The sequence below is a fragment of the Duganella sp. P38 genome, assembly GCF_050859475.1.
Classification (GTDB): domain Bacteria; phylum Pseudomonadota; class Gammaproteobacteria; order Burkholderiales; family Burkholderiaceae_D; genus Rugamonas.
The window spans coordinates 35,881-59,204 of record NZ_CP193936.1 but is presented as its reverse complement, the minus strand read 5'-3'; the positions used below and the strand labels follow the sequence as shown (position 1 = coordinate 59,204).

Below are 23,324 nucleotides of genomic sequence, written 5' to 3'. Positions count from 1 at the left end.
CAGTAACTCCGCGTGGTTTTCATGCCCCACTTCAGCGAAAATAAGAGGCCAGTCGCACTAACTAGAGGTTTCTAGTCGCAGAATTGTGGCGCCAGTTGCAAATACTTTGGCGCCCTACGATTGCATCTAGACGCTTTAAACGTCGATATTTCCGGCACGCAGCGCATTGGTCTCAATGAACGCCCGGCGCGGTTCCACATCATCCCCCATCAGTGTGGTAAAGATCTGGTCCGCAGCAATCGCGTCCTCGATCTGCACCTTCAGCAAACGGCGCACGGTCGGGTCCATGGTGGTTTCCCACAGCTGTTCCGGGTTCATCTCGCCCAGACCTTTGTAGCGCTGTTTCGATACCACGCGTTCCGATTCGTCCCGCAACCATTGCATCGCCTGGTGGAAGTCGGTCACGGCCGATTCCTTGGTGCGCTCGCCTTCGCCGCGGCGCACGAAGGCGCCGGGGCCGATCAGGCCGCTGAAGGTGGCGGCCGCTTCGGCCAGCACGCGGTAGTCGGCGCTTTGCACGAAGTCGGCGTCGATCGAGCTGACTTTGACGTTACCGTGGTGCATGCGCTCGATCCACAGCAGGTGCTGTTCGTTCAGTTCGTCCGAACGCACGCTGACCTTGACGCTGATGTCGTTGATGTTGTCGGCCAGCGCGCGGGCCGAGGCTTCGGCCGCGTCCTGCGTGCTCAGGTCGAGCTGTACGCCGGTCATGATGGCGGTCAGCGCGGCGCGGTCGATCACGCGCGTCAAACGCGTCATGATGACGTTGGACAGGTTGAACTGGCGCACCAGCTCGCTCAGCGCTTCGCCCTGGATGACGTCGGCGCCTTCGCGCGGCGTCAGCGCGGCGGTGTTGAGCGCCACGTTCATCATGTAGGTGGCTTCCTCGGCGTCGTCCTTCAGGTAGCGCTCGTCGCGGCCGGCCTTGACCTTGTACAGCGGCGGCTGGGCGATGTAGACGTGGCCGCGCTCGACCAGCTCCGGCATCTGGCGGTAGAACAGCGTCAGCAGCAGGGTGCGGATGTGGGCGCCGTCGACGTCCGCATCGGTCATGATGATGATGCGGTGGTAGCGCAGCTTTTCGACGTTGAATTCGTCCGGGCCGATCGAGGTGCCGAGCGTGGCGATCAGCGTGGTGATCTGTTCCGACGACAGCATCTTTTCAAAGCGCGCCTTTTCCACGTTCAGCACTTTACCGCGCAGCGGCAGGATGGCCTGGAATTTGCGGTCGCGGCCTTGCTTGGCCGAGCCGCCGGCGGAGTCACCCTCGACGATGTACAGTTCGCACAGCGCCGGGTCGCGTTCCTGGCAGTCGGCCAGCTTCGACGACAGGCCGAGGCCGTCCATGACGCCCTTGCGGCGGGTCAGGTCGCGCGCCTTGCGGGCCGCTTCGCGCGCGCGCGCCGCTTCGACGATCTTGCCGCAGATGATTTTGGCGTCGTTCGGTTTTTCCTGCAGGTAGTCGGCCAGCGTCTTGGCGACGATTTCCTCGACCGGGCCACGCACTTCGGACGACACCAGCTTGTCCTTGGTCTGCGACGAGAACTTCGGCTCCGGCACTTTCACCGACAGCACGCAGGTCAGGCCCTCGCGCATGTCGTCGCCGGAGACTTCGACCTTGGCTTTCTTGGCGAAGTCGTTCTCTTCGATGTATTTGTTGATGACGCGGGTCATCGCCGCGCGCAGGCCGGTCAGGTGGGTGCCGCCGTCGCGCTGCGGGATGTTGTTGGTGAAGCACAGCACCTGTTCGTTGTAGGCGTCGTTCCACTGCATCGAGACGTCGACCGAGATATTGGTGCCCTGGTCCGACTGGCGCTCGCCGGTGGCCTGGAACACGGTCGGGTGCAGCACGGTCTTGGCCTTGTTGATGTATTCGACGAAGCCGCGGGTGCCGCCCTCGAAGGCGAAGATTTCTTCCTTGCCGGTGCGCTGGTCGGTCAGCTTGATGTTGACGCCGTTATTCAGGAACGACAGCTCGCGGATGCGCTTGGCCAGGATCTCGTAGTGGAATTCGACGTGGGTGAAGATTTCCTCGTCGGCCCAGAAGTGGACGTCGGTGCCGCGCTTGTCGGTTTCGCCGATGACCTTGATCGGCGAGACGGCCACGCCGTCGCGCATTTCGATTTCGCGGTTCTGCGCGACGCCGCGCGCAAATTCCATCTGGTGCACCTTGCCGTCGCGGCGGATGGTCACGCGCAGCAGCTTGGACAGCGCGTTGACGCACGAGACGCCGACGCCGTGCAGGCCGCCCGAGACCTTGTACGAGTTCTGGTCGAACTTGCCGCCGGCGTGCAGCTCGGTCAGCACGATTTCAGCCGCCGAGCGCTTCGGCTCGTGCTTGTCGTCCATCTTCAGGCCGACCGGGATGCCGCGGCCGTTGTCGGTGATCGAGATCGAGTTGTCCGAGTGGATGGTGACGTGGATTTCCGAGCAGTAGCCGGCCAGCGCCTCGTCGATCGAGTTGTCCAGCACCTCGAACACCAGGTGGTGCAGGCCGGTGCCGTCGGAGGTGTCGCCGATGTACATGCCGGGACGTTTGCGGACCGCTTCCAGACCCTCCAGGATCTGGATCGAGGAGGCGCCGTATTCTTCGTTCTTTGCTACTGGTGCTGCGTTCTCTTCGGACATGTGCTGCTTTCTGAATATATCGATTGTCTACTACGTCATGCCGGCGGAGGCGGACGGTCCGCCGCCGCGGGCCATGCTGAGCATGCGTTCTATGGGTTCCGGCCTGCGCCGGAACGACGACGGCGGGGCTTAAATGCGCATCGGCATGACGACGTACTTGAAGTCGGCATTGTCCGGGATCGAGATCAGCGCCGACGAGTTGGAGTCGCCCAGCGCGACGTTGACCTGCTCGCATTTCAGGTTGTTGAGCACGTCCAGCAGGTAGGTGACGTTGAAGCCGATGTCGACGCTGTCGCCGCCGTAGTCGATTTCCAGTTCCTCGACCGCCTCTTCCTGGTCGGCGTTGGTCGAGCTGATCTTCATGACGCCCGGCGTGATGATGCAGCGCACGCCCTTGAATTTGTCGCTGGTCATGATGGCCGCGCGCTGCAGCGAGCGCAGCAGCTCATCGCGACCGATGATGAATTCGTTCTTGTAGCCCTTCGGGATCACCCGCGTGTAGTCGGGGAACTTGCCTTCCACCAGCTTCGAGATCAGCTCGATGTCGGCAAAGGTCAGCTTGACCTGGTTGGCGGCGATGTCCAGCTGCACCGGCTCGTCGTTTTCTTCCAGCAGGCGCTGCAGTTCGATGATGGTCTTGCGCGGGATGATGACTTCCTGGCGCGCGAACGACTGCTCGGTCTCTACCTGGCAGAACGCCAGGCGGTGGCCGTCGGTGGCCACGGCGATGACGTTGTTGCCGTCCAGGACCAGCAGCAGGCCGTTCAGGTAGTAGCGGATGTCCTGCTGCGCCATCGAGAAGTGCACCATGTTGAACAGGTGCTTCAGGGTTTTCTGCGGCAGCGTGACCGAGGCGCTGTAGCTGTCGGCCTGCTGCACGGTCGGGAATTCCTCGGCCGCCAGCGTTTGCAGCGCGAAGCGCGATTTGCCCGATTGCACCGCCAGGCGCTTGTTTTGCAGCGTGATCGTGACGTCGCCCGATTCCGGCAGCGCGCGCAGGATGTCGAGCAGCTTGCGCGCGGCCACCGTGGTGCCGGCCACTTCCGCGCCGGAGCCGATCTCGGCGTTGGTGGTGATCTGGACCTCGGTGTCGGTCGACAGGAAGGATACGCTCTCGCCCTCTTTGCGGATGAGGATATTGGCCAGAATCGGCATAGTGTGCCGACGCTCGACAATACCGCTCACGATCTGCAGTGGCCGGAGTAGCGTATCTCGGGTGGTTTTGACCAATTGCATAGATTATCCTCAGTAAAAATTTAACGTTGTTTCAATACTTTTTGCCTTGTGAGCAGGCGGACAGGTTTGACTAAATGATAAAGCCAAACCACGCCCGCCGCCAGCCTTCCGCAGCGTCGTTCCCGCGCCGGCGGGAACCCATGGACCCTGCGCATGGCCTGCCGCCCGCGTGGCAGTGACGGGCGGCGCTCAACCCTTCAAGGTTTGTTCCAGCACGTGCAGCTCGTGGTTGCATTCCGGGTTCTTGGTGCGGTCGAGCGCGATCTTGCGCACCGCGTGCAGCACGGTGGTGTGGTCGCGTCCGCCGAACAGCTCGCCGATTTCCGGCAGCGATTTCTGCGTCAGTTCCTTGGCCAGGTACATGGCGATCTGGCGCGGGCGGGCGATGTTGGCCGGCCGCCGCTTCGAATACATGTCCGCCACCTTGATGTTGAAGAAATCGGCCACGGTCTTCTGGATGTTTTCCACCGAAATCTGGCGGTTCTGCACCGACAGCAAATCCTTCAGCGCTTCCTTGACGATGTCGATCGTGATGTCCTTGCCGTGGAAGCGCGAATAGGCCAGGATCTTGCGCAGCGCGCCTTCCAGCTCGCGCACGTTGGAGCGCAGGTGCTTGGCCACGAAGAAGGCGACGTCGTCGGAGAAGGTCACGCCTTCCTGCTTGGCTTTCTTGAGCAGAATCGCCACCCGCATTTCCAGCTCCGGCGGCTCGATGGCCACCGTCAGGCCGGAGTCGAAGCGCGAGATCAGGCGGTCGTCCATGCCGGTGATTTCCTTCGGATAGGTGTCCGAGGTGATGATGATCTGCTTCTTGGCGGCGATCAGCGCTTCAAACGCGTAGAAAAACTCCTCCTGCGTGCGGCTCTTGCCGCCGAAGAATTGAATATCGTCGATCAGCAGCATGTCCAGCGAGTGGTAGTAATGCTTGAAGTCGTCGAAGCCCTTGCGCTGGTAGGCCGTCACCACGTCGCGCACATATTGCTCGGCGTGGATGTAGCGGATGCGCGCGCCCGGCTGGTCGGCCATCACCTGGTTGCCGATGGCGTGGATCAAGTGGGTCTTGCCGAGGCCGACGCCGCCGTAGAAGAACAGCGGGTTGTACGACACGCCCGGGTTGTTGGCCACCTGGATCGCGGCCGCGCGCGCCAGCTGGTTGGCCTTACCAGTGACGAAGCTGTCGAAGGTGAGGTCGGTGTTGATGCGGCTCTGCTCGCGGCGCGGCTGGGCCGAGGCCGGCATTTCCGGCACCGACGGCGGTTGCTGGTCCGCCAGGCGCGCGTTGTTGCTGGGCGCGCCGCCATTGATGTCCGGCACCGGCGCCACCGTGGCCACCGGCTTCTTCGGCGCGTTCAGGCGCGGGTCGAGCACGAACTGCACTTCGGTCGGCTGCTCCCAGTACTGGCAGGCCAGCGCCGTGATGCGGCTGGCGAACTGGGTCTTGACCCAATCGAGCTTGAAGCGGTTGGGCGCGGCCACGCGCAGCTTGCCCGCCTCGTAATCGAGGGGGATAAGCGGCTTGATCCAAGCGCTGAATTGTTGCGGCGTCAGCTCCAGCTCCAGCTGGGCGGAGCAGGTCTGCCAGAAATTTTCCATGAATCGACTGTCTGTGTTCTTGCTGTATAAGGGTGTGGGCAACTTGGAAGTTTTTCACACGTAACGCGCTATTCTACTCTCGTCCGCCTAAGTTATCCACAGGCGCGCCAGGATTTTTTCGCGTGGGCGACGTGGCGGGGGCGCCGGGGCGGGGCAGTTGGTTGTTGACAAGCAGGGCCGAAATGCTGATAATTCAGGGTTCCCCGCCCGTATTCCTTGTTTATTCACATAGACGTTAATATGGAGTAGCAGGGATTTAGCGGGCGATGAGATGGACCCAGCTTGTGCCGGATAGCGTTGGCATGGGTGCGCGAAGTGTCATTGGCACCAAAAACTGACGGGCCGTCTGACCCGATTTTGCATTTTTTTCTGCTTTAAGCGAGACCAACATGAAACGTACTTACCAACCTTCCGTTGTACGCCGTAAGCGTACCCACGGCTTCCGCGCACGCATGGCTACCCGTGGTGGCCGCCAGGTGCTGAACGCACGCCGCGCCAAAGGCCGCAAGCGTCTGGCCGTATAAGCCAAACTCTTGTTAGCTGATCGCGTGGACAGCTGCATTGCAAGCGGCTCGACAGGCGAGGGTTCACACGACTTCGCGCGCGCTCGGCGTATCGTTAAAACGGATGAATTTTCATCCGTTTTTCGTTTGCGCCCCAGCCAGAAAAGCGCGCACTTCGTGCTTTACACCCGTCTGAACCAACTGCCGCATGCGCGGCTGGGCGTCGTGGTGGCCAAGCGCTTTGCGCCGCGCGCCGTCACCCGCAACACCATCAAGCGCGTTACCCGCGAGCTGTTCCGGACCACCGGCCTGCCGCCCATCGATTGCGTGGTGCGCCTGGCGCGGCCGGTCAACAGCAAGGACGGCCCCGCCACCACCTCGAAGCTGAAAGCGGCTTTGCGGGTGGAATTGGCACGCCTGTTCGCCGCGCAGGCCAAATTCTCCGGCAAGCCGGGCTTGCCTCCGGCGGCGCCGTCGCCATCTGGGGCGCCATGAAAACCGTGCTCCGCTTCCTGCTGCGCTTTTATCAGCTGGCCATCAGGCCGATGATGACGCCGAGCTGCCGCTTTTATCCGAGCTGCTCGGACTATGCGCTGGAAGCGCTGCAAGCCCATGGCGCCGCCAGGGGCAGCTGGCTGACGGCCAGGCGCTTGTGCCGTTGCCATCCGTGGCATCCGGGCGGCTACGATCCGGTGCCCGGCGCGGCGCCGCCGGCCGACGGCAAAACGAATTCCTCATCGACCGCTTGCGGTTGCAACCACTCCTGAAAATACCTAATGGATATCAATAAACGTACTATCCTGTGGATCGTGTTTGCGGTGTCGCTGTTTGTTCTGTGGAACAACTGGCAAGTCTCGAACGGCCATCCATCGATGTTCGCGCCGCCGCCGCCGGCGGCCAAGGCGCCCGAGGCGAAGAAATCCGATGTGCCGGCCCCAGCCGCCGCCAGCGCGGCTGCCGCCGTGCCGGGAGCGGTTGCCGCCGGCGGTGCGCCGGAAGCGGCGCCGTTCAAGGCCGAGCGCATCACCATCACCACCGACGTGATCCGCGCCGACATCGACACCCAGGGCGGCGTGATCCGTCGCCTGGAACTGCTGAAGTACAAGGAAAACGGCCATCCGGGCTGGTTCGGCGGCTGCTTCGGCCTGTTCGACTGGTGCAAGCCGGGCGACAACAGCAAGAACATCGTGCTGTTCGACGTTGACGCCGGCACCGGCAAGACCTATCTGGGCCGCACCGGCCTGATCGGCGAGCCGAACAACCTGCCCAACCACACCAGCGGCTTCGTGGCCAAGCCCGGTCCGCGCATGCTGAACGACGCCAACCAGGTGCAACTGGTGCTGGAATCGGAATCGGGCGGCGTCAAGCTGACCAAGACCTTCACCTTCAAGCGCGGCGACTACGTGGTGGACGTGCGCCACGACGTCACCAACACCGGCAGCGCGCCGGTGTCGCCGCAGCTGTACCTGCAACTGGCGCACGACGGCAACAAGCCGGCCGGCGACTCGTTCTTCAACAGCAGCTACACCGGCCCGACCATGTACACGGACGAGAAGCGCTACGAGAAGCTGCAGTTCGAGAAGATCGAGAAGGCCGCGCAGGAAGCCGACAAGACCGGCAAGCCGATGCTGCAGGACCACGCCACCAAGGCCGACAACGGCTGGATCGCGATTTCGCAGCACTTCTTCGTCTCGGCCTTCATTCCGCAGCCTAAGCTGATGCATGACATCACCACCGAGAAGATCAGCACCAACGTCTACGGCATCAGCATCAAGCAGCCGCTGGGCACCATTGCGCCGGGCGCCACCGTGACGAACGACGCCAAGCTGTTCTCCGGTCCGCAGGAAGCGCAGCTGCTGGAAAAAGTCTCGCCGGGCCTGGAGCTGGTGCGCGACTACGGCTGGCTGGCGATGATCGCCAAGCCGATGTTCTGGGTCATCGAGCACATCCATGGCGTGCTGGGCAACTGGGGCTGGACGATTATCGCCTTCACCATCCTGATCAAGCTGCTGTTCTTCCCGCTGTCGGCGGCTGGCTACCGCAGCATGGCCAAGGTCAAGCTGGTGACGCCGAAGATGCAGGAAATCCGCGAGCGTTACAAGGGCGACCCGGCCAAGATGAACCAGGCCACGATGGAGCTGTACAAGAAAGAGAAGATCAACCCGCTGGGCGGCTGCCTGCCGATCCTGGTGCAGATGCCGGTGTTCATCGCGCTGTACTACGTGCTGCAATCGGCGGTGGAAATCCGCGGCGCGCCGTGGATCGGCTGGATCACCGACCTGGCCCAGCATGATCCGTACGCGATTCTGCCGGTGCTGTACGCGATCTCGATGTACATCACCACCAAGCTCAATCCGGCGCCGGCCGACCCGATGCAGGCCAAGATGATGCTGTTCATGCCGCTGGCGTTCTCGGTGATGTTCTTCTTCTTCCCGTCCGGCCTGGTGCTGTACTGGGTGGTCAACAACATCCTGTCGATCGGTCAACAGTATGTGATTACCAAGAAATTCGGCACGCCCGCCGAGCCGGCCAAGGCTTAACGGCCTCAGGCTGTGGCTAAAAAGCCCGCGTTGATCGCGGGCTTTTTTTATCTAATACAATGTCCCCATGAATATTGATTCCTCTCCTATCGCCGCCATCGCCACCGCGCCCGGACGCGGCGGCATCGGCGTGGTGCGCGCCTCCGGCAAAAACCTGCAAGCGCTGATCGCCGCGCTGTTCGGCGCCGAGGCGCTGAAGCCGCGCCACGCCACCTACATCCCGTTCAAGCAGGCCGACGGCGCCATCATCGACCAGGGCATCGCCATCTGGTTCAAGGGGCCGCACTCGTACACCGGCGAAGACGTACTGGAACTGCAAGGCCACGGCGGCCCGATCGTGCTGCAAATGCTGTTGCAGCGCGTGCTCGAAGCGGGCGAGGCGCTGGGGTTGCGGTTGGCCGAGCCGGGCGAATTCACGCGCCGCGCCTACCTCAACGACAAGCTCGACCTGGCGCAAGCCGAGGCCGTGGCTGACCTGATCGACGCCTCGACCGAGGCGGCCGCCAGATCGGCGTCGCAATCGTTGTCGGGCGCGTTCTCGAAGACGGTCAACACGCTGGTGGGCAGCGTCACCAACCTGCGCATGCTGGTCGAGGCGACGCTGGATTTCCCGGAAGAAGAAATCGACTTCCTGGAAAAATCCGACGCGCGTGGGCAACTGAAGGGCATCGTGGACGCGCTGGAGCAGGTATTCAGGCAGGCGGCGCAGGGTGCGCTGCTGCGCGAAGGGCTGAACGTGGTGCTGGTCGGCCAGCCGAACGTCGGCAAGTCCTCGCTGCTGAACGCGCTGGCGGGCAATGACGTCGCCATCGTCACGCCGATCGCCGGCACCACGCGCGACAAGGTCACCGAAACCATCCAGATCGAAGGCATCCCGCTCAACATCATCGACACGGCCGGCATCCGCGCGCCGGAAGAAGCGGTGGACGTGGTGGAGCGCATCGGCATCGAGCGCACCTGGGGCGAGGTCGGCAAGGCGGACGTCATCCTGCACCTGCTGGACGCCGACCACGGTCCGTCGCGCGCCGACGAAAACATCACTGCCGCCTTCCCGCAAGGCGTGCCGGTGCTGCGCATCTGGAACAAAATCGACCTGTCGGGCCACAAGCCGGCGGTGGACGCGATGGCGGACGCCACCCACATCTACCTGTCGGCGCACGACCATGTCGGCATCGACCTGTTGCGCCAGGAACTGCTGCGCATCGCCGGCTGGCAGCAGACGGGCGAATCGTTATACCTGGCGCGCGAGCGCCACCTGATCGCGCTGAAGAACGCCGGCGCGCACCTGGCGCGGGCTGGCGAGCACGCCGCGCAAAGCGACCAGTCGCTCGACCTGTTTGCCGAAGAACTGCGGCTGGCGCAAGTGCAGCTCTCCAGCATCACCGGCGCCTTCTCCTCCGACGACCTGCTCGGCGTCATCTTCAGCCGCTTCTGCATCGGCAAATAAAATCCGGGGTCAGGTCTGACATTCGCACACGGGCTCAACTGCGTAGCAGTTGAGCCCGTGTGCGAATGTCAGACCTGACCCCGGGTTTAGTACGGGGCGCCGGTGACGTCGAGCTTGATTTGCCAGAGGGCGCCGGCGCCGGTGATGTAGAGCGTCTTGCCGTCGGCGCCACCGAAGGCGGCGTTGGTGACGTTGGCGTCGACCTTGATCGTGGCGATCTGCTTGCCCGCCGGCGTGAAGACCCGCAGCCGCTTGTCCGTGTGCTCGGTGACGTAGATGTTGCCCTGGCAGTCGATCGCCATGCCGTCGGGAACACCCAGCTTCTCTACCAGGTCCTTGCCTTGCTGCGGCACGCCGTTGACGATCGGGTAGGCGCGCAACACGCCGTGCTCGCCCACCATGCCGTTGACGTACAGCACATCGTCCTTCGGCGACAGCGATACGCCGTTCGGATTCTTCAGCGTGTCGTCCACCACCGTGATCTTGCCGTCGCCGCCGACGCGGTAGACGCGCGTCTTGTCCTGCCCGCCCGGCGCGGCCGCGCGCTGGAAGTCCGGGTCGCTGAAGTACAGCGTGCCGTCGGCCGCCAGCGCCATGTCGTTCGGCGAGTTGAAGACCTTGCCCTCGAACTTGCCGACCACGTCGCTGCGCTTGCCGTCCAGCGTGTACAGCGACACCGATTTGAATTTGTGCGTGGCCGCCAGGATGTTGCCGGCGCCATCGGTCGCCAGGCCGTTGCTGCCGCTGTCGTCGATCGCCACGCTGACCTTGCCGCTGGCGTCCAGCTTGAGGATGCGCGACGGGAAGCCCGGCCCGAAGCTGAAGTCCGAGAAGTACAGCGTGTCCTTGATCCATACCGGCCCTTCGTACAGGCCCGGCTCGGCGCGGGTGCTGTTGGCGGCGGCGATGCGGCTGGCCGTCAGCTCGCCCGACGGCGCCTGGCCGCTGCAGGCGGCGGTGGCGGAGAAGGCCTGCGGCGCGGCCAGCACGGCCGCCAGAGTCAAGGCGTGACGGAACTTCATGCTGCATTCTCCTGGTGGGGTGGTCGATGGATGATGACGCAGTCGCGCCCGGCCTTCTTGGCCGCATACAAACAGCTGTCGGCGGCCGCCAGCATGGCGGCGGCGTCGGCCAGGTGGTCTTTGTCGAAGCTGGCCACGCCGATGCTCATGGTGACGTGCGGCCGGGTGGCCGCCGGCGCGTGCTTGAGCTTGAGCCCGGCGATGCGGGCGCGGATCGCTTCCGCCACCAGCGCCGCCTGTTCGGTGCTGGTGTCCGGCAGCACCGCCGCGAATTCCTCGCCGCCGTAGCGCGCGGCCAGGTCGGCCGGCCGCTGCAAGCCGGCGGCAAAGGCTTCCGCCACCAGCGTCAGGCAGGCGTCGCCCTGCTGGTGGCCGAAGTGGTCGTTGTAGGCCTTGAACGAGTCGATGTCCATCAGCAGCAGCGACAACTGGCCGTCCTGGCGCGCCGCGCGCCGCAGCTCGCGGTCCAGCGCGACGTCGAAGTGGCGGCGGTTGGCGATGCCGGTCAGGCCGTCGACATACGATTGCGCCCGAAGCTGCTCGGCCTGGCTGCGCAGCTGGCGCTCGCGGCCGACGATGCTGCTGATGTCGCTCACTTCGATCAGGCAGTAGCGTTCCTTGCCCTCGTTGAACGGCGTCACCGAGACCTGCTGCTCGACGCGCTCGCCGCCCCAGCTGCCGGCCGGATACAGCGGGAACGGCGACGGGTTCAGCGCCGGCGACAGCTGCTGCGGCAGGTTGCTCTGCATCGCGCTCAGCACCGCCTGCTCCAGCCGCTGCCCGCGCAGCTCGCCGTACAGGTCGAACAGGTCCTGGCCCAGCACGCGCTGCGAGGAGCGGCCGGAGCGGCTGGCCATCCATTGGTTCCACATGACGATGTGGTGGTGGGCGTCGATGACGATCAATCCCAGTTGCGCCAGTCCGAGCACGCGCGCGGACAGCGGGGAGGTGGACGGGGAGGTGCCGGGTTCAGACATGCGTGCGTTCCTGATGGGAAGGTGTAATCATGATTATAAGGCGTGCCACGCAGCTTGCATCAACTATCGTTTCCCCCTTTTTCATTGAAAAATATATCGCCTCAAACAGCCTCGGCGGTGGATGTGGTGGCCACGTTTCTCCTGCTATTATTGATTGTCGCAAACGGATGCGCGGTGTCATGCAACCGTTGAGAAATCTCATGTTCGCGGCAATTCCGCTGAAGTAACCTTGCAACTTAGCTCAGCTTTGCCTGGAAGGAGAGGATCGTGGACCCGATACAAGAGAGCATTCCGGAGGACGGCGCCGGCAGGCCGCCCTCGGCCGTCGCGACACCCGCGCCGCCAGTGCGCGCGCGCCATATGCTGCCGCCCAAGGGCGCCTGCTGGTATTGCGAAAAGCCGCTGGACAATGTGCGGCGCTTTTGCGACAAGGAATGCGCCGACGCCTTTGACGAAGAGAAGGAATACACGCGCTAGCCGGCCGTCACTCCCTTGCCGCCTGCAGCGCCGCCAGCGCCGTCTCGAAGTCGAACTGGTGCGCCGCTTCCGTCACTTCCTGAAACACTTCCATCCCCAGGCTTTGCGCCAGCACCGTGGCCGATTGCTCCAGCACGTCGATCGCCGCGCCGTCCCCTTCATCGAGCAGCCGCGCCGTGTGCTGCAACAGCATCCGCGTTTCCGGCACGATGGCCGCCGCCGGCTGCGGACTGGTCGCCAGGGCTTGCAGCGGATCGCCGTCGAGCAGCGCGTCGATGGCCGCGATCAGGCCGCGCAGGGCCAGCTCCAGCTGCGCCAGCGGCGCCGACCAGGCCGACGCCGGCCCGGCGCACAGCGGTTCCAGCTGCGCCGCCAGCAGGTAGACCTGTTGCGCGCCGATCATGCCGGCCGCGCCCTTGAGCGTGTGGACGATGCGCTGCGCCTGGCCCGCCTCGCCGTTGTCGAAGGCCGCCCGCGCCCGGCAGCCGCTGTCCGGATAGCGCTGGCGGAAGCGGCGCAGGATCTGCAGGTACAGCGCGCGGTCGCCCATCAGCTGCTGCAGGCCGGTTTCCACTTGCAGAATGTGGCCCCCGGCGGGAGCCGCCGGAACGGACGAACTGGTGGAGGTCATCGTGCGCGGGGACGAATGGATGGAGCCGCTACCATACCAGACCTGGCCCTTATTTGGTGGTGAACGACCAATCGCGCGTGACCGCCGTACCGGCCACAGTGCCGCTGAAGCTGACGTCGTAGGTGGTGTTGGCCGCCAGCGGCGCCAGCGGGATGATGGCGGCGGCGTTGCGCACATTGTTGTTGGTGCCGGCCGCATAGCTGAGCAGGCGCGTGGTCAGCGCCGCGCCGCCGCGCGGCTTCACGGTGAAGTTCTGCACCGCCACCGTGTCGTTGCCGCTGCTGTCGGCGTGCACGCTGATCGGGTAGCCGACCTGGTTCTGGTTCGGCACCGGGTCGGGCGCTTCGGTGTCGCTGAAAAAGTTGACCGGTACGCCAGTCTGGTTGCCGATCGGATAAGTGACGATGCGGCCGCGCCCCAGCGTGTTGTAGCCGCCGCTGGCGCCGAAGTCGGCGGTGAAATAGGTGTAGCCGCCGCTGACGGTGGCCGAGCCGGCGCCGATTTCACGGAAAATCGGGTCGAAAATCACGTAGCGGTGGAAAATCGCGGTGATCAGTTCCTCGGCCTGGTAAAAGCCCGAGGTATTGGTGGTGGCCGAGATGACCTCGCCGGCCGCATAGGGCGCGTTCAGCGCGTAGCTGGCGGCGGTCAGGCGGTCGACCAGGTGGACGCCGGTGAATCCGGGATTGCCCTGCGTCTGTTCATGGGAGATCACATTATTCAGGCGCTGGTAGTCCGAATGGCCCTGCGCCGCCGCGTCGATGCGGCTGTTGCGCGCGAGCACCGCCACGCCGACCTGGGCGCGCCGGTAGTTGATCCAGTTGAAGCCGTCGGTGGCGTTGTTGCCGGTCAGCGTGGGGGCGCCGGCTTCCTGCGTCGGCGCCGGCGTGGTGGTGGTCGGGCCGGTGACGCCGCTGCTGTCGTTACTGCCACCGCCGCCGCCGCAAGCGGTCAGCAAGGCCGCAGCCGCCAGGCCGGCCAGGGATAAGCGCCATTTTTCCATCTTGACCTCCTCGGGAATGTTGCTGATTGTAAGCCTTTTTCAAACGCGCAGCACGCGTTAGGAGCGTGCTAAAAATGGTAAGCTTGCCGTTTCTTTGGGATTGCACCAGTTTTGAAGCCATTACACCGCCAGCGCATGCAGCGCGCCAAATTCGCCTTGCCCAGCATCGTCACCCTGATGTCGATTGCGTGCGGCTTCGGCAGCATCGTCATTTCGGTCGACAATGCCACCGAGGGCGTGGCCGTCGACTATCGCCTGGCTGCCATGCTGCTGGTGCTGGCCGGCGTGTTCGACGCGCTGGACGGCTTTGTTGCGCGCGCCACCAATACCCAGTCCGAATTCGGCATGCAGCTCGATTCGATCGCCGACGTGATGAACTTCGGCTGCGCGCCGGGCCTGCTGTTGTACTGCTGGGGCTTCCAGAAGCTGGGCCTGGACCAGCCGACGCTGCTGCGCCTGGGCGGCATGGCCAGCTTCTTCTTTGTGGCCTGCGGCGCGCTGCGGCTGGCGCGCTTCAATGTGAATGTCGGGCGCACCGACCCGCGCTATTTCGTCGGCATGCCGATCACGGCCGGCGCGGCCTGCGTGGCGTCGGTGGTGGTGGCGTGGCCGGAGCCGGCGACGTCGGTGCTCAACGGCAGCCTGATCGTGCTGCTGCTGTTCGTGGTCGGCACGCTGATGGTGTCCACCGTGCGCTTCCCGAGCTCCAAGCAGAAAAAGAGCTGGGGCGCGCTGGTGGTGCTGCTGATTAACCTGGGCCTGCTGGCCTGGTTGCAGGTGGTGTACTTTGTGCTGTTCTTCCTGGTCTACATCGCCGGCACGCTGGCGCTGAACGCGGCGTGGAAGGCCGGCTGGAAGGGCATCGCGCCGCCGGTCGTTTACGGCGACGACGACTAAGCGGCGTCAGGCGACTTCGTGGCCGCGCGCCGCGCGCAGGATCTCGAACCACTGGCTGCGGCTCAGGCTGAACTGGGTCGCCTCCACCGCTTCCTTCACCGCCGCGATGCGGCCCGAGCCGGTCAGCGGCGCCGGGCGGCATGGCAGTTGCATGATCCACGCGAACACCACGGCGCCGAACGGGCGCTGCAACTCGTCGGCCACCTGCTGGATCGCCGCGCGCACGCGCACGCCGGCGGCGTCATCGCTGCTGAACAGGCGGCCGCCGGCCAGCGGTGACCAGATCATCGGCGCCACGCCCAGGTCCTGCAGGCCGTCGAAGGTTTCGTCGAACATCGGCGCCACGTGCAGCGGCGAAAATTCCACCTGGTTGGTGGCCAGCGCGATGCGGCGGTTCAGGCTTTCGAACTGGTGGCGGCTGAAGTTGGACACGCCGAAGTGCTTGACCTTGCCCTCCTGGCGCAGGCGCGCGAAGGCGCCGGCGATTTCATCGACATTCATCAGCGGGTCCGGGCGGTGGATCAGCAGCAGGTCGAGGTGGTCGGTGCCCAGCTGGCGCAGCGAGTTCTCGGCCGAGGCGATGATGTGGCTGGCGCTGGTGTCATAGTGCTGGATGGTGTGCTCCGGGCGTGCCGCCGAGATCAGCTTGATGCCGCATTTGCTGACGATCTGCATCTGGTCACGCAGCGAAGGCTGCAAGGCCAGCGCCGCGCCGAAGGTGGCTTCGACGCCGTAGCCGCCGTAGATGTCGGCGTGGTCGAAGCTGGTGACGCCCATGGCCAGCGCCTGCTCGATCCACTCGACGCGCTGCTGCGGCGTCAGGTTCCACTCGTTCATCCGCCACATGCCGGCGACGATGCGCGACAGCTTCAGGCCGCCTTGGTAAGTGACGAGGGAAGGGCAGGACAGGTCGGTCATGAGCATACTTTCCAAGCGTAAATGTAAGGCAAGAATTATAGTATGATCGTCACGTCTGCCAGACCGAACGGAGAGATCAACGTGGGATTTTTGTCGTTTCTGAAGTCGAAGCCAGAACCTGGCGCCACGCCGGCCGGCGACGCCAGCCGGACCGCTGCGGCCGCGCCCGACCAGTCCGCCGCCCTCATCACCCGTGCCGAAATCATCGATAAACGCCAGCGCCTGGCGGGCTACCGCTTTGCCGCCGTCGCGCCCGAGTCGCTGTTGCTCGAAGCGCTGGCCGTGGCGCAGGTGCCGGAGCTGGCGCAGGAGCGCATCGCGCTGGTGCCGGTCAGCGCCGCCGCCGTGGCCGCTGGCCTGCACCTGCCGCTGCTGGCGCCGCACACCGTTTTCCTGCTGGACCATGATGCCGCCGATGCCGCCGATGCCGCCGCCGCACTGCGCGCGGCCGGCAGCCAGATCGCCGTGCGCGGTGCGCCGCTCAACGGCGATGCCGCGTTGCTGGCCTCGGCCCATCTGGCGCTGCTATCGCTGAGCGACCACCCGCTGACCGAATTCCAGGCGCTGTGCAAGCAGCTGCACCTGCACCATCCGAACCTGAAGCTGGTGGTGGACGGCGTCGACACCTGGGACGAGCAGCGCATGCTGCTGTCGTGGGGCGCCAGCTACTTCATGGGACCGTTCCTGACCACGACCGACCATGTCGATCCGGACGCGCGCATCGATCAAAGCCGCATGACCTCGATTGAACTGCTCAACTTGCTGCGCACCGATGCGGAGTTGCCGGCCATGATCGAGGTGGCCAAGCGCGATCCGGGCATGACTTTCCAGGTGCTGCAATGGGCGAACGCGCCGGCCAACGGCCAGGCCACCAAGGTGACCAGCCTGCAGCAGGCCTTCATGGTGCTTGGGCGGAATCAGCTGTATCGCGGGCTGACGGTATCGATGTTCCGTCTCGGCGGCGGCGCCAACAAGGAGCGTGACGAGTCGCTGCTGGAAATCGCCCTGACGCGCGCGCGTTTCCTGGAAACGTGCAGCACGCTGCCGCAGGCGCGGCGCGATGAGCTGTTCCTGGTGGGCCTGCTGTCGCTGTTTGATGTGTTGCTGGGCGTGCCGATGGATAAGCTGGTCGGCAAGATGCATCTGTCGGATGATATCCGCGATGTGTTGCTGGGCAGGGAGGGCGTCTACAGCCCGTATCTGACGATGGTGCTGCTGTTGCAGCGGGATAAGGTCGCGCCGGCATTGGAGATTGCGGCGCAGCAGGGGATTGATGTCGACTGCCTGCCGCAGGTGGGGCAGGCGGCCTTTGAGTGGGCGCAGGGGGCGTTGCGGCATACCGGCGCCGAGTGAGTGTTATAGCGGTCGTGCTTGTCAGCACTGCAACGGCTGTCATCGCCGTTACCACCTTACTGCCGTACCGCCGTCACCACCGTCACCCCGTCACCCCGTCACCCCGTCACCGCCGTCCCCCCGTCATTCCCGCGTAGGCGGGAATCCATGCTTAGCATGCGTTCTATGGATTCCCGCCTGCGCGGGAATGACGGGGCGGGAGGGAGAATTATTTCAGCCAGAGACGAATCGAATCCCACGCGCGGCCGAAGATCGACGCCTGCTCCACCGTCTCCAGCGCCACCACCGGCAACTCCAGCATCGGCTTGCCATCGACCACCATCTTCAGCGTGCCCACGCGGCTGTTCTCGGCCAGCGGAGCCACCAGCGGGTCCTTGCGCTCCAGCGCAGGCTTCATCTTGCCGGCCACACCCTTCGGCACGGTCACCATCACGTCCTGCGCGAAGCCGATCTTGACCGCGTTCTTCGAGCCCTTCCAGATTTCCGGCGTCGCGATCGGCTGGCCTTTCGAGTACAGCTTGACGGTGTCGAAGTTCTGGAAGCCCCAGTTCAGCAGCTTCTGGCTTTCCTGCGTGCGCACCTGGTCCGAGGCCGTGCCCAGCACCACCGAAATCAGGCGGCGCTCGCCGGCGCCGTTGGGCCGCTTGGCCGAGGCGATCATGCAGTAGCCGGCCGCTTCGGTGTGGCCGGTCTTCATGCCGTCCACGGTCGGGTCCAGCCACAGCAGGCGGTTGCGGTTCTGCTGGGTGATCTTGTTGTAGGTGAAGCTCTTCACCGAGTCGATCTTGTAGAACTCGGGGAAGTCGCGGATCACGTGCTGCGCCAGTTGCGACAGGTCCTGCGCGGTCGAATAGTTTTCCGGCGACGGCAGGCCGTGCGGATTGGCGAAGTGGGTCGAGGTCAGGCCCAGGCGCTGGGCTTCCTTGTTCATTAGCACCACGAAGGCCGATTCGTCGCCCGCCACCGCCTCGGCCAGCGCCACGGCGGCGTCGTTACCCGACTGCACCATCAGGCCGTACAGCAGGTCGTTGATGCTGACCGGCGTGGCCGGGTCGATGAACATCTTCGAGCTGGAGGCGTCCACCTTCCAGGCCTTGGTCGACACGTTGACCATCTGGTTCAGCGTGATCTTCTTGTCGCGCAGCGCGCCGAAGGTCACGTAGGCGGTCATGATCTTGGTCAGCGACGCCGGCTCGATGCGGGCGTTCGGGTCCTGCGAAGCGATAATCTGGCCGCTGGTCGCGTCCAGCAGCAGCCAGGACTTGGCGGCGATGTTCGGGGCCGGCAGCGTTTGCGCTACGGCCGAGGTCATCAACATCACACTGGTGGCCAAAGCCGCGATAATTTTCTTCATGGGATCTGGGGTGTAAAAGTTAAAAGCCGGATGATTATAGTTGCTTAGTCGGCACTTGCGGTGTCCGTTTCAGCCTCGATTAAGCCAGCGCCGCCCCACAGCTGCGTGACCCAGCTCTTGATGTGGCCGAGCTTGCGGTGGAAAAAGTGGTCGGCGCCGGGGATCACCACCACCGGAATGTCCTGCGGGCGCAGCCAGTCCAGCACGTCGGTCAGCGGGATGGTTTCGTCCTGCTCGCCGTGGATCAGGATGGTGTCGGCCGGGACATCGGCCATCTGCCATTTCTTGGCGGCCGCGCCGACCAGCACCAGGCGCTCGGCCGGCTTGCCGGCCGCTGCCAGGCGCTGCGCCAGCTGCGATTGCACATAGGTGCCGAACGAGAAGCCCGACAGCGCCACCGGCAGGCCGGGGAATTTTTCCGTCATCCACTGGTGCAGCACGGCCATGTCGTCGGTTTCGCCCTGGCCGTGGTCGTGCACGCCCTCGGACTGGCCGACGCCGCGGAAGTTGATGCGCGCCACCACGTAGCCGAGGCCGACGAAGGTGCGCATCAGCGTCACCGCCACCTTATTGTCCATGGTGCCGCCGTACAGCGGGTGCGGGTGGGCCACCAGCGCAATGCCGCGCGGCGCGGCGTCATCCTTCGGATAATCGAGGATGCCTTCCATGTGGCCGGCGCCGCCGGCCAGGGTAAATTTTTCGCTTTTGTTCATAGGTTCAGATTTTCAGACGTTCCACAATTTCGCCCTTGGCCAGGTGGCGGTCGATGATTTCATCGATGTCGGTCGTGTCGACGTAGGTGTACCAGGTGCCTTCCGGGTAGATCACCAGCAGCGGGCCTTCCTCGCAGCGGTTCAGGCAGCCGGCCTGGTTGATGCGCACCTCGCCCTTGCCGTACATGTCGAGTTCCTTGCAGCGCTTCTTGGCGTGCTTTTGCGCGATTTCCGCGCCATGGTCGCCGCAGCTGTTGCGGCCGTCGTCACGCTTGTTCATGCAGAAAAAGACGTGGTGTTTATAGTAGGGTTGGTCGCTCATGGCTGATCCTCCTGGAAATCGTAGCCGCTATGATACCTTGGCGGCGTTCAGCTTGTGGGACGGCAGCCACAGGAACCAGACCGCGAAGAACGGCCACAGCAGCGAGAGGAACTGCGCTGCGCCGTTGAAATTCAGGAACTTGCCCTGCACCCATGTTTGCAAAGTGGCCACGAAATACGGGTTGGCCGGCGTGGTGTTGATGATCGCCAGGCCCAGCAGCAGGGTGGTGATGGCCAGGCGCCGCTGCGCCACGTGGGGCGCGTAGGCCAGACCGGCCAGCATGATGGCGCCGATCAAGAAGCCGCCCTGGGCGCCGGGCGTGACCCAGACGAAGGCGTTTTCCGGCGAGAACAGTAGCGCCGTGGCCAGGCCCTTGACCAGCACCGAGGCGGCGATCATGGCGGCCACCAGCAGGCCGCGCGGCGACGGCTTGCGCAGCAGGCACAGCAGGGTGAGGCCGGCGCCGACCATGCCGCAGGCGGTGATGATGGTTTCCGACAGCCAGTATTGTTCGACGGTCAGTTCGACGTCGGGGCGGATCAGGTTGCCGAGGTCGACGTCCATGTCCAGCAGTTGCGACAGCCAGTCCGACAGGATGGGCAGCAGCTGGCCCAGGCCGTAGAGGAAGTTTTGCGGGTAGATCTGCGCCAGTGGCCACAGCGCCAGCAGCACCAGGCCCTGGCTGGCGTGCGGCGCGAACCAGGCCTGGCGCAGGCGTTGCAGCTGGCTTTGGTCGAGCAGGCGGCGCACGGTCAGTACGCCGATCAGGCCGCCGAGGGCGCAGCCGGCGGCATTGGTGTAGAAGTCGAGGTTGGAGGAGACGCGGGTGGGCAGGAAGGTTTGCACCGCTTCCATGGTGCCGGACACCAGCGCGCCGCCGGCGATGGCCAGCAGCAGCGCCCAGAAGTTTTTGACGCGCGGGTAGAGCGCGTAGACGATCAGCGTGCCAAGCGGGATGTAGCCGATGACGTTGGTGATGGCGTCGAACAGCGTCCAGTAGCGCGGCATCTTCGTGGTTTCCAGGAAGATGAATGGCGACAGGCCCTGGTTGTGCCAGCCCGAGAACGGGAACCAGCTGGCGTAGATGATCAGGAACAGATAGGCCAGCAGCGCCGCCAGCGTGATCGGCGAGGTGCGGGTCATCGGCGCGATCGGCACCCTGCCGGGCTTGCCGCCCTTGCGCCTGGCTGTTGCCGGCGCCGCGGTTGGCATCGACGACGGGGCGGCCGGGCCAGGCACGGCGGTGGACGCCGGCGCTGGATCGGACGGGCTGGGCGCCGGCGAAGGCGCCGGCGTGTTTTCCGTCATGCCGACGGCGGCAGGGCCGCCAGCCAGGTGAGCAGGCCGGCCGCTACCGCGTCGCTGGCGTCGGCCAGGGCACGGGCGCCGCCGGCGGCATCCGCGCTTGGCGCTGCTGCGCTACTGCTAAACGTCTTCTGATCGACCAGCTTGTGATTGCGGAACACCGAGGCCCGCACCCGCACCACGCCCTGGCTGCTGGTGGCGGTATCGAAGTTCTGCGCGAACTCCTCCACCTCCACGCGCAGCACGGTAGCGCTGGCGGCGGCGTCGGTGGTCGACAGCACCTGCACGCCGGCCTGCGACAGCCGCGTCTTGAAGCGCTGGGTCAGCAGCTGCAACGGCGTGCTGGTCCACTGGTTGTAAGCATACGGCCGCTGCTGGCGCGCATCGGCGTACAGCAGCCGGTAGTGCATGCGTTCCGAATCCAGCGCCGCCGGCCCGGTCACGTCCGCAACGATCACCGGGCCGACGCCGCTGGCGCTGCCCGCCGGCGCGGCGGCCGGTAGCGGACCGAAGTCGTAGTGCGAGGTCGGCGTGCCCTTGCTGGCGCAGCCGGCCAGTGCCAGCGCGGCGGCGGCGATCATGATTCCATGACGGATGGTGTGGCTCATCATCTCGTAGTCCTCTTATTTGGTCGGAGCGGCAAAACCTTCTTCGCCGGGGCCGGGCGGAATGCCAGTGCGCGCCGAAGATCAGGCTCTGCGGACGGTCGTTAATCTTGTTCATGGTACGGCGCAGCGCGCGCATCGATGCGCGCGTGTCGTCCGACAGCGAATTGACCTGCGGCAGCGTATCGAGCTCCAGCCCGCCGGCCACGGCGTCGACCGAACCGCCGATGCGCTCCACCTGCGTGGTGATGCGGTCGATCGGCCCGCCCGGCGCCTGCAGGCCGGTGGTCAGGCGGTTGACGTCGGTGGCCAGGGCATTGACCGAATTGAGCGTCTTTTGCGCCTCGCTGGCCAGCGCCGGCAGCTTGTCGATGGTCGGTTGCAGCTGCTCCGGGATGTCGCGGTACTTCTGCGCCGTCTCGCTGACATCCTCGAACGCGCCGAGGATGGTCTTGCGGTTCTCGTCGCTGAGCAGGTCGTTCAGGCGGCGCGTCACTTCCTCGGTCTGCGACAGGATTTCCTTGCCGCGTTTTTCCAGCTGGTCGAAGAAGCCCTGGCGCAGCGGAATGCGGGCCGGCTGCCCGGCCGACGAGCGCAGCAGCGGCGAGCCGACCTTGTCGTCGTCCAGCGCGATGAAGGCGATGCCGGTCACGCCCTGGTAGCCGAGCGAGGCGAAGGTGGTGGTGGTGATCGGCGCATCGGTATTGATGTTCAGCGTCACCAGAATCTGCCCGGCCACCTGTTTGTCGAAAGCGATGCTGCCGACGCGCCCCACCTCCAGCCCGCGATAGCGGATCGGCGCCTGCGGATTGAGGCCGGGGATCGACTGCGCGGTGGCGATCACATACGGGATGCGCTCCTCGCGGTCGCGGTTGAACCAAAGGCCGTACAGAATGGCCGCGACCAGCAGTGTGATCGTAAAGAAGCCGGTGGTAAGGGCGTGGGAACGGTTTTCCATCATTTCTCCGTTGACGTTTTTTCTTCAAGCGCTTCCAGCGCGCGGCGGCCGCGGTCGCCGAGAAAGAATTCCTTGATGAACGGGTGATCGACTTTCAGCAGGTCTTGCAACGGGCCGAGCGCGATCACGTGTTTTTCCGCCAGCACCGCGATGCGGGTCGACAGCGCGAACAGCGTATCGAGGTCGTGCGTGACCATCACCACGGTCAGCCCCAGCTCGCGGTGCAGCGATTTGATCAGCGTGACGAAGGCCTCCGACAGGTCGGGATCGAGGCCGGCGGTCGGCTCGTCGAGGAACAGCAGCTTCGGCTCCAGCGCCAGCGCGCGCGCCAGCGCCACGCGCTTGACCATGCCGCCGGACAGGTCGGACGGCATCTTGTTGGCGTGCTCCGGCCCCAGGCCGACCATATTCATTTTTAGCAGCACGGCGTCGCGGATCAGCTCTTCCGGCAGCGCCTGCAGCTCGCGCATCGGCTGGGCGATGTTCTCGAACACGGTCAGCGCCGAATACAGCGCGCCCTGCTGGAACAGCATGCCCCAGTGATTGCGCAGCTGCTGCAGCTGGTCGGAATCGATCTCGCTGATGTCCTCGCCGAACACCCGCACGCAGCCGCGCGCCGGGCGCTCCAGGCCGAGCATCTGCCGCACCAGCGTGGTCTTGCCGGTGCCGGAGCCGCCGACGATGGACATGATCTCGCCCTGTTCGATTTCCATGTTCAGGTCCTGGTGGACGACGGTGCGGCCGTATTTGGTCCACAGGCCGGTGATCTCGACCACCGGTACGCTGCCGTCCAGCGTCAGTTCGCCGGTGCCGGGGCCGCAGGTGCTGATTTGTTCGCTCAT

General features: G+C 64.8%; 23 protein-coding genes and 1 pseudogene. 9 read left to right on the top strand and 15 right to left on the bottom strand.

Going from position 1 to position 23,324, the window contains the following annotated elements:
• Positions 1–135 precede the first annotated feature (135 nt).
• The 3 genes from gyrB to dnaA form a co-directional block, all read right to left on the bottom strand.
• Positions 136–2,628, bottom strand: coding sequence for a DNA topoisomerase (ATP-hydrolyzing) subunit B (gene gyrB / locus ACRQ5J_RS00255; RefSeq protein ID WP_432380613.1), 2,493 nt, complete (start codon positions 2,626–2,628; stop codon positions 136–138).
• Between the two features lie 129 nt (positions 2,629–2,757).
• Positions 2,758–3,864, bottom strand: coding sequence for a DNA polymerase III subunit beta (dnaN, locus tag ACRQ5J_RS00250; protein ID WP_432380612.1), 1,107 nt, complete (start codon positions 3,862–3,864; stop codon positions 2,758–2,760).
• 189 nt (positions 3,865–4,053) lie between these two features.
• Entirely contained in the window at positions 4,054–5,457 is a 1,404-nt protein-coding gene (gene dnaA, locus ACRQ5J_RS00245; RefSeq protein WP_432380611.1) for a chromosomal replication initiator protein DnaA, read from the bottom strand.
• 389 nt (positions 5,458–5,846) lie between these two features.
• On the opposite strand from dnaA, the gene rpmH reads away from it, so the two are divergent.
• The 5 genes from rpmH to mnmE all read left to right on the top strand — a co-directional run bounded on the left by rpmH (position 5,847) and on the right by mnmE (position 9,947).
• A complete protein-coding gene (gene rpmH, locus ACRQ5J_RS00240) occupies positions 5,847–5,981 on the top strand; it encodes a 50S ribosomal protein L34 (protein WP_040378179.1) in 135 nt (44 codons plus the stop codon).
• Positions 5,982–6,017: 36 nt separating this feature from the next.
• A complete protein-coding gene (gene rnpA, locus ACRQ5J_RS00235) occupies positions 6,018–6,455 on the top strand; it encodes a ribonuclease P protein component (protein WP_432383555.1) in 438 nt (145 codons plus the stop codon).
• Complete coding sequence (gene yidD / locus ACRQ5J_RS00230) at positions 6,452–6,727, top strand: membrane protein insertion efficiency factor YidD (protein WP_432380610.1); 276 nt, start codon at positions 6,452–6,454, stop codon at positions 6,725–6,727. Before rnpA ends, yidD begins: the two co-directional genes overlap by 4 nt.
• Positions 6,728–6,736: 9 nt before the next feature.
• Positions 6,737–8,500, top strand: coding sequence for a membrane protein insertase YidC (gene yidC / locus ACRQ5J_RS00225; RefSeq protein WP_432380609.1), 1,764 nt, complete (start codon positions 6,737–6,739; stop codon positions 8,498–8,500).
• Between the two features lie 67 nt (positions 8,501–8,567).
• On the top strand, positions 8,568–9,947 hold the full coding sequence (gene mnmE, locus ACRQ5J_RS00220; RefSeq protein ID WP_432380608.1) for a tRNA uridine-5-carboxymethylaminomethyl(34) synthesis GTPase MnmE: 1,380 nt from the start codon (positions 8,568–8,570) through the stop codon (positions 9,945–9,947).
• An 86-nt stretch (positions 9,948–10,033) separates the two neighbouring features.
• Here the strand turns inward: mnmE and ACRQ5J_RS00215 are convergent, their stop codons facing one another.
• Together ACRQ5J_RS00215 and ACRQ5J_RS00210 are read right to left on the bottom strand one after the other, a co-directional pair.
• The gene (locus tag ACRQ5J_RS00215; protein WP_432380607.1) at positions 10,034–10,969 is read right to left on the bottom strand and encodes an SMP-30/gluconolactonase/LRE family protein; all 936 of its coding nucleotides are present in this window, start codon (positions 10,967–10,969) and stop codon (positions 10,034–10,036) included.
• Entirely contained in the window at positions 10,966–11,946 is a 981-nt protein-coding gene (locus ACRQ5J_RS00210; RefSeq protein WP_432380606.1) for a diguanylate cyclase, read from the bottom strand. The genes ACRQ5J_RS00215 and ACRQ5J_RS00210 overlap by 4 nt, the downstream gene beginning before the upstream one ends.
• Positions 11,947–11,975: 29 nt before the next feature.
• Here ACRQ5J_RS00210 and ACRQ5J_RS00205 point away from each other — a divergent pair, with 29 nt between their 5' ends.
• Together ACRQ5J_RS00205 and ACRQ5J_RS00200 are read left to right on the top strand one after the other, a co-directional pair.
• Complete coding sequence (locus ACRQ5J_RS00205; protein ID WP_432380605.1) at positions 11,976–12,173, top strand: hypothetical protein; 198 nt, start codon at positions 11,976–11,978, stop codon at positions 12,171–12,173.
• A gap of 40 nt (positions 12,174–12,213) precedes the next feature.
• Entirely contained in the window at positions 12,214–12,423 is a 210-nt protein-coding gene (locus ACRQ5J_RS00200; RefSeq protein ID WP_432380604.1) for a hypothetical protein, read from the top strand.
• A 7-nt stretch (positions 12,424–12,430) separates the two neighbouring features.
• Here ACRQ5J_RS00200 and ACRQ5J_RS00195 read toward each other — a convergent pair whose 3' ends face one another.
• Together ACRQ5J_RS00195 and ACRQ5J_RS00190 are read right to left on the bottom strand one after the other, a co-directional pair.
• Positions 12,431–13,054, bottom strand: coding sequence for an Hpt domain-containing protein (locus ACRQ5J_RS00195; protein WP_432380603.1), 624 nt, complete (start codon positions 13,052–13,054; stop codon positions 12,431–12,433).
• 49 nt (positions 13,055–13,103) lie between these two features.
• Positions 13,104–14,057 carry a CAP domain-containing protein gene (locus ACRQ5J_RS00190; protein WP_432380602.1) on the bottom strand — a complete coding sequence of 318 codons (954 nt, stop codon included), beginning with the start codon at positions 14,055–14,057 and terminating at the stop codon, positions 13,104–13,106.
• Between the two features lie 135 nt (positions 14,058–14,192).
• On the opposite strand from ACRQ5J_RS00190, the gene pssA reads away from it, so the two are divergent.
• A complete protein-coding gene (gene pssA / locus ACRQ5J_RS00185) occupies positions 14,193–14,954 on the top strand; it encodes a CDP-diacylglycerol--serine O-phosphatidyltransferase (RefSeq protein ID WP_432380601.1) in 762 nt (253 codons plus the stop codon).
• A gap of 6 nt (positions 14,955–14,960) precedes the next feature.
• On the opposite strand, the gene ACRQ5J_RS00180 is transcribed toward pssA, so the two are convergent.
• Positions 14,961–15,872, bottom strand: coding sequence for an aldo/keto reductase (locus tag ACRQ5J_RS00180; protein ID WP_432380600.1), 912 nt, complete (start codon positions 15,870–15,872; stop codon positions 14,961–14,963).
• An 81-nt stretch (positions 15,873–15,953) separates the two neighbouring features.
• Between ACRQ5J_RS00180 and ACRQ5J_RS00175 the strand changes: the two genes are divergently transcribed.
• The gene (locus ACRQ5J_RS00175) at positions 15,954–17,225 is read left to right on the top strand and encodes an EAL and HDOD domain-containing protein (protein ID WP_432380599.1); all 1,272 of its coding nucleotides are present in this window, start codon (positions 15,954–15,956) and stop codon (positions 17,223–17,225) included.
• Positions 17,226–17,433: 208 nt separating this feature from the next.
• Here ACRQ5J_RS00175 and ACRQ5J_RS00170 read toward each other — a convergent pair whose 3' ends face one another.
• The 7 genes and pseudogenes from ACRQ5J_RS00170 to ACRQ5J_RS00140 form a co-directional block, all read right to left on the bottom strand.
• A complete protein-coding gene (locus tag ACRQ5J_RS00170) occupies positions 17,434–18,579 on the bottom strand; it encodes a D-alanyl-D-alanine carboxypeptidase family protein (protein WP_432380598.1) in 1,146 nt (381 codons plus the stop codon).
• Between the two features lie 44 nt (positions 18,580–18,623).
• Entirely contained in the window at positions 18,624–19,292 is a 669-nt protein-coding gene (locus ACRQ5J_RS00165; RefSeq protein WP_432380597.1) for an alpha/beta hydrolase, read from the bottom strand.
• Positions 19,293–19,296: 4 nt separating this feature from the next.
• A complete protein-coding gene (locus ACRQ5J_RS00160; protein WP_432380596.1) occupies positions 19,297–19,614 on the bottom strand; it encodes a (2Fe-2S) ferredoxin domain-containing protein in 318 nt (105 codons plus the stop codon).
• Positions 19,615–19,641: 27 nt separating this feature from the next.
• Positions 19,642–20,757 (bottom strand): VanZ family protein, encoded by a 1,116-nt coding sequence (locus ACRQ5J_RS00155; RefSeq protein WP_432383554.1) that lies wholly within the window; start codon positions 20,755–20,757, stop codon positions 19,642–19,644.
• A 161-nt stretch (positions 20,758–20,918) separates the two neighbouring features.
• Positions 20,919–21,500, bottom strand: coding sequence for an ABC-type transport auxiliary lipoprotein family protein (locus ACRQ5J_RS00150; RefSeq protein ID WP_432383553.1), 582 nt, complete (start codon positions 21,498–21,500; stop codon positions 20,919–20,921).
• A 42-nt stretch (positions 21,501–21,542) separates the two neighbouring features.
• Positions 21,543–22,482 (bottom strand): annotated as a pseudogene (locus ACRQ5J_RS00145) (MlaD family protein).
• The gene (locus ACRQ5J_RS00140) at positions 22,482–23,324 is read right to left on the bottom strand and encodes an ABC transporter ATP-binding protein (RefSeq protein WP_432380595.1); all 843 of its coding nucleotides are present in this window, start codon (positions 23,322–23,324) and stop codon (positions 22,482–22,484) included. The pseudogene ACRQ5J_RS00145 and the gene ACRQ5J_RS00140 overlap by 1 nt, the downstream one beginning before the upstream one ends.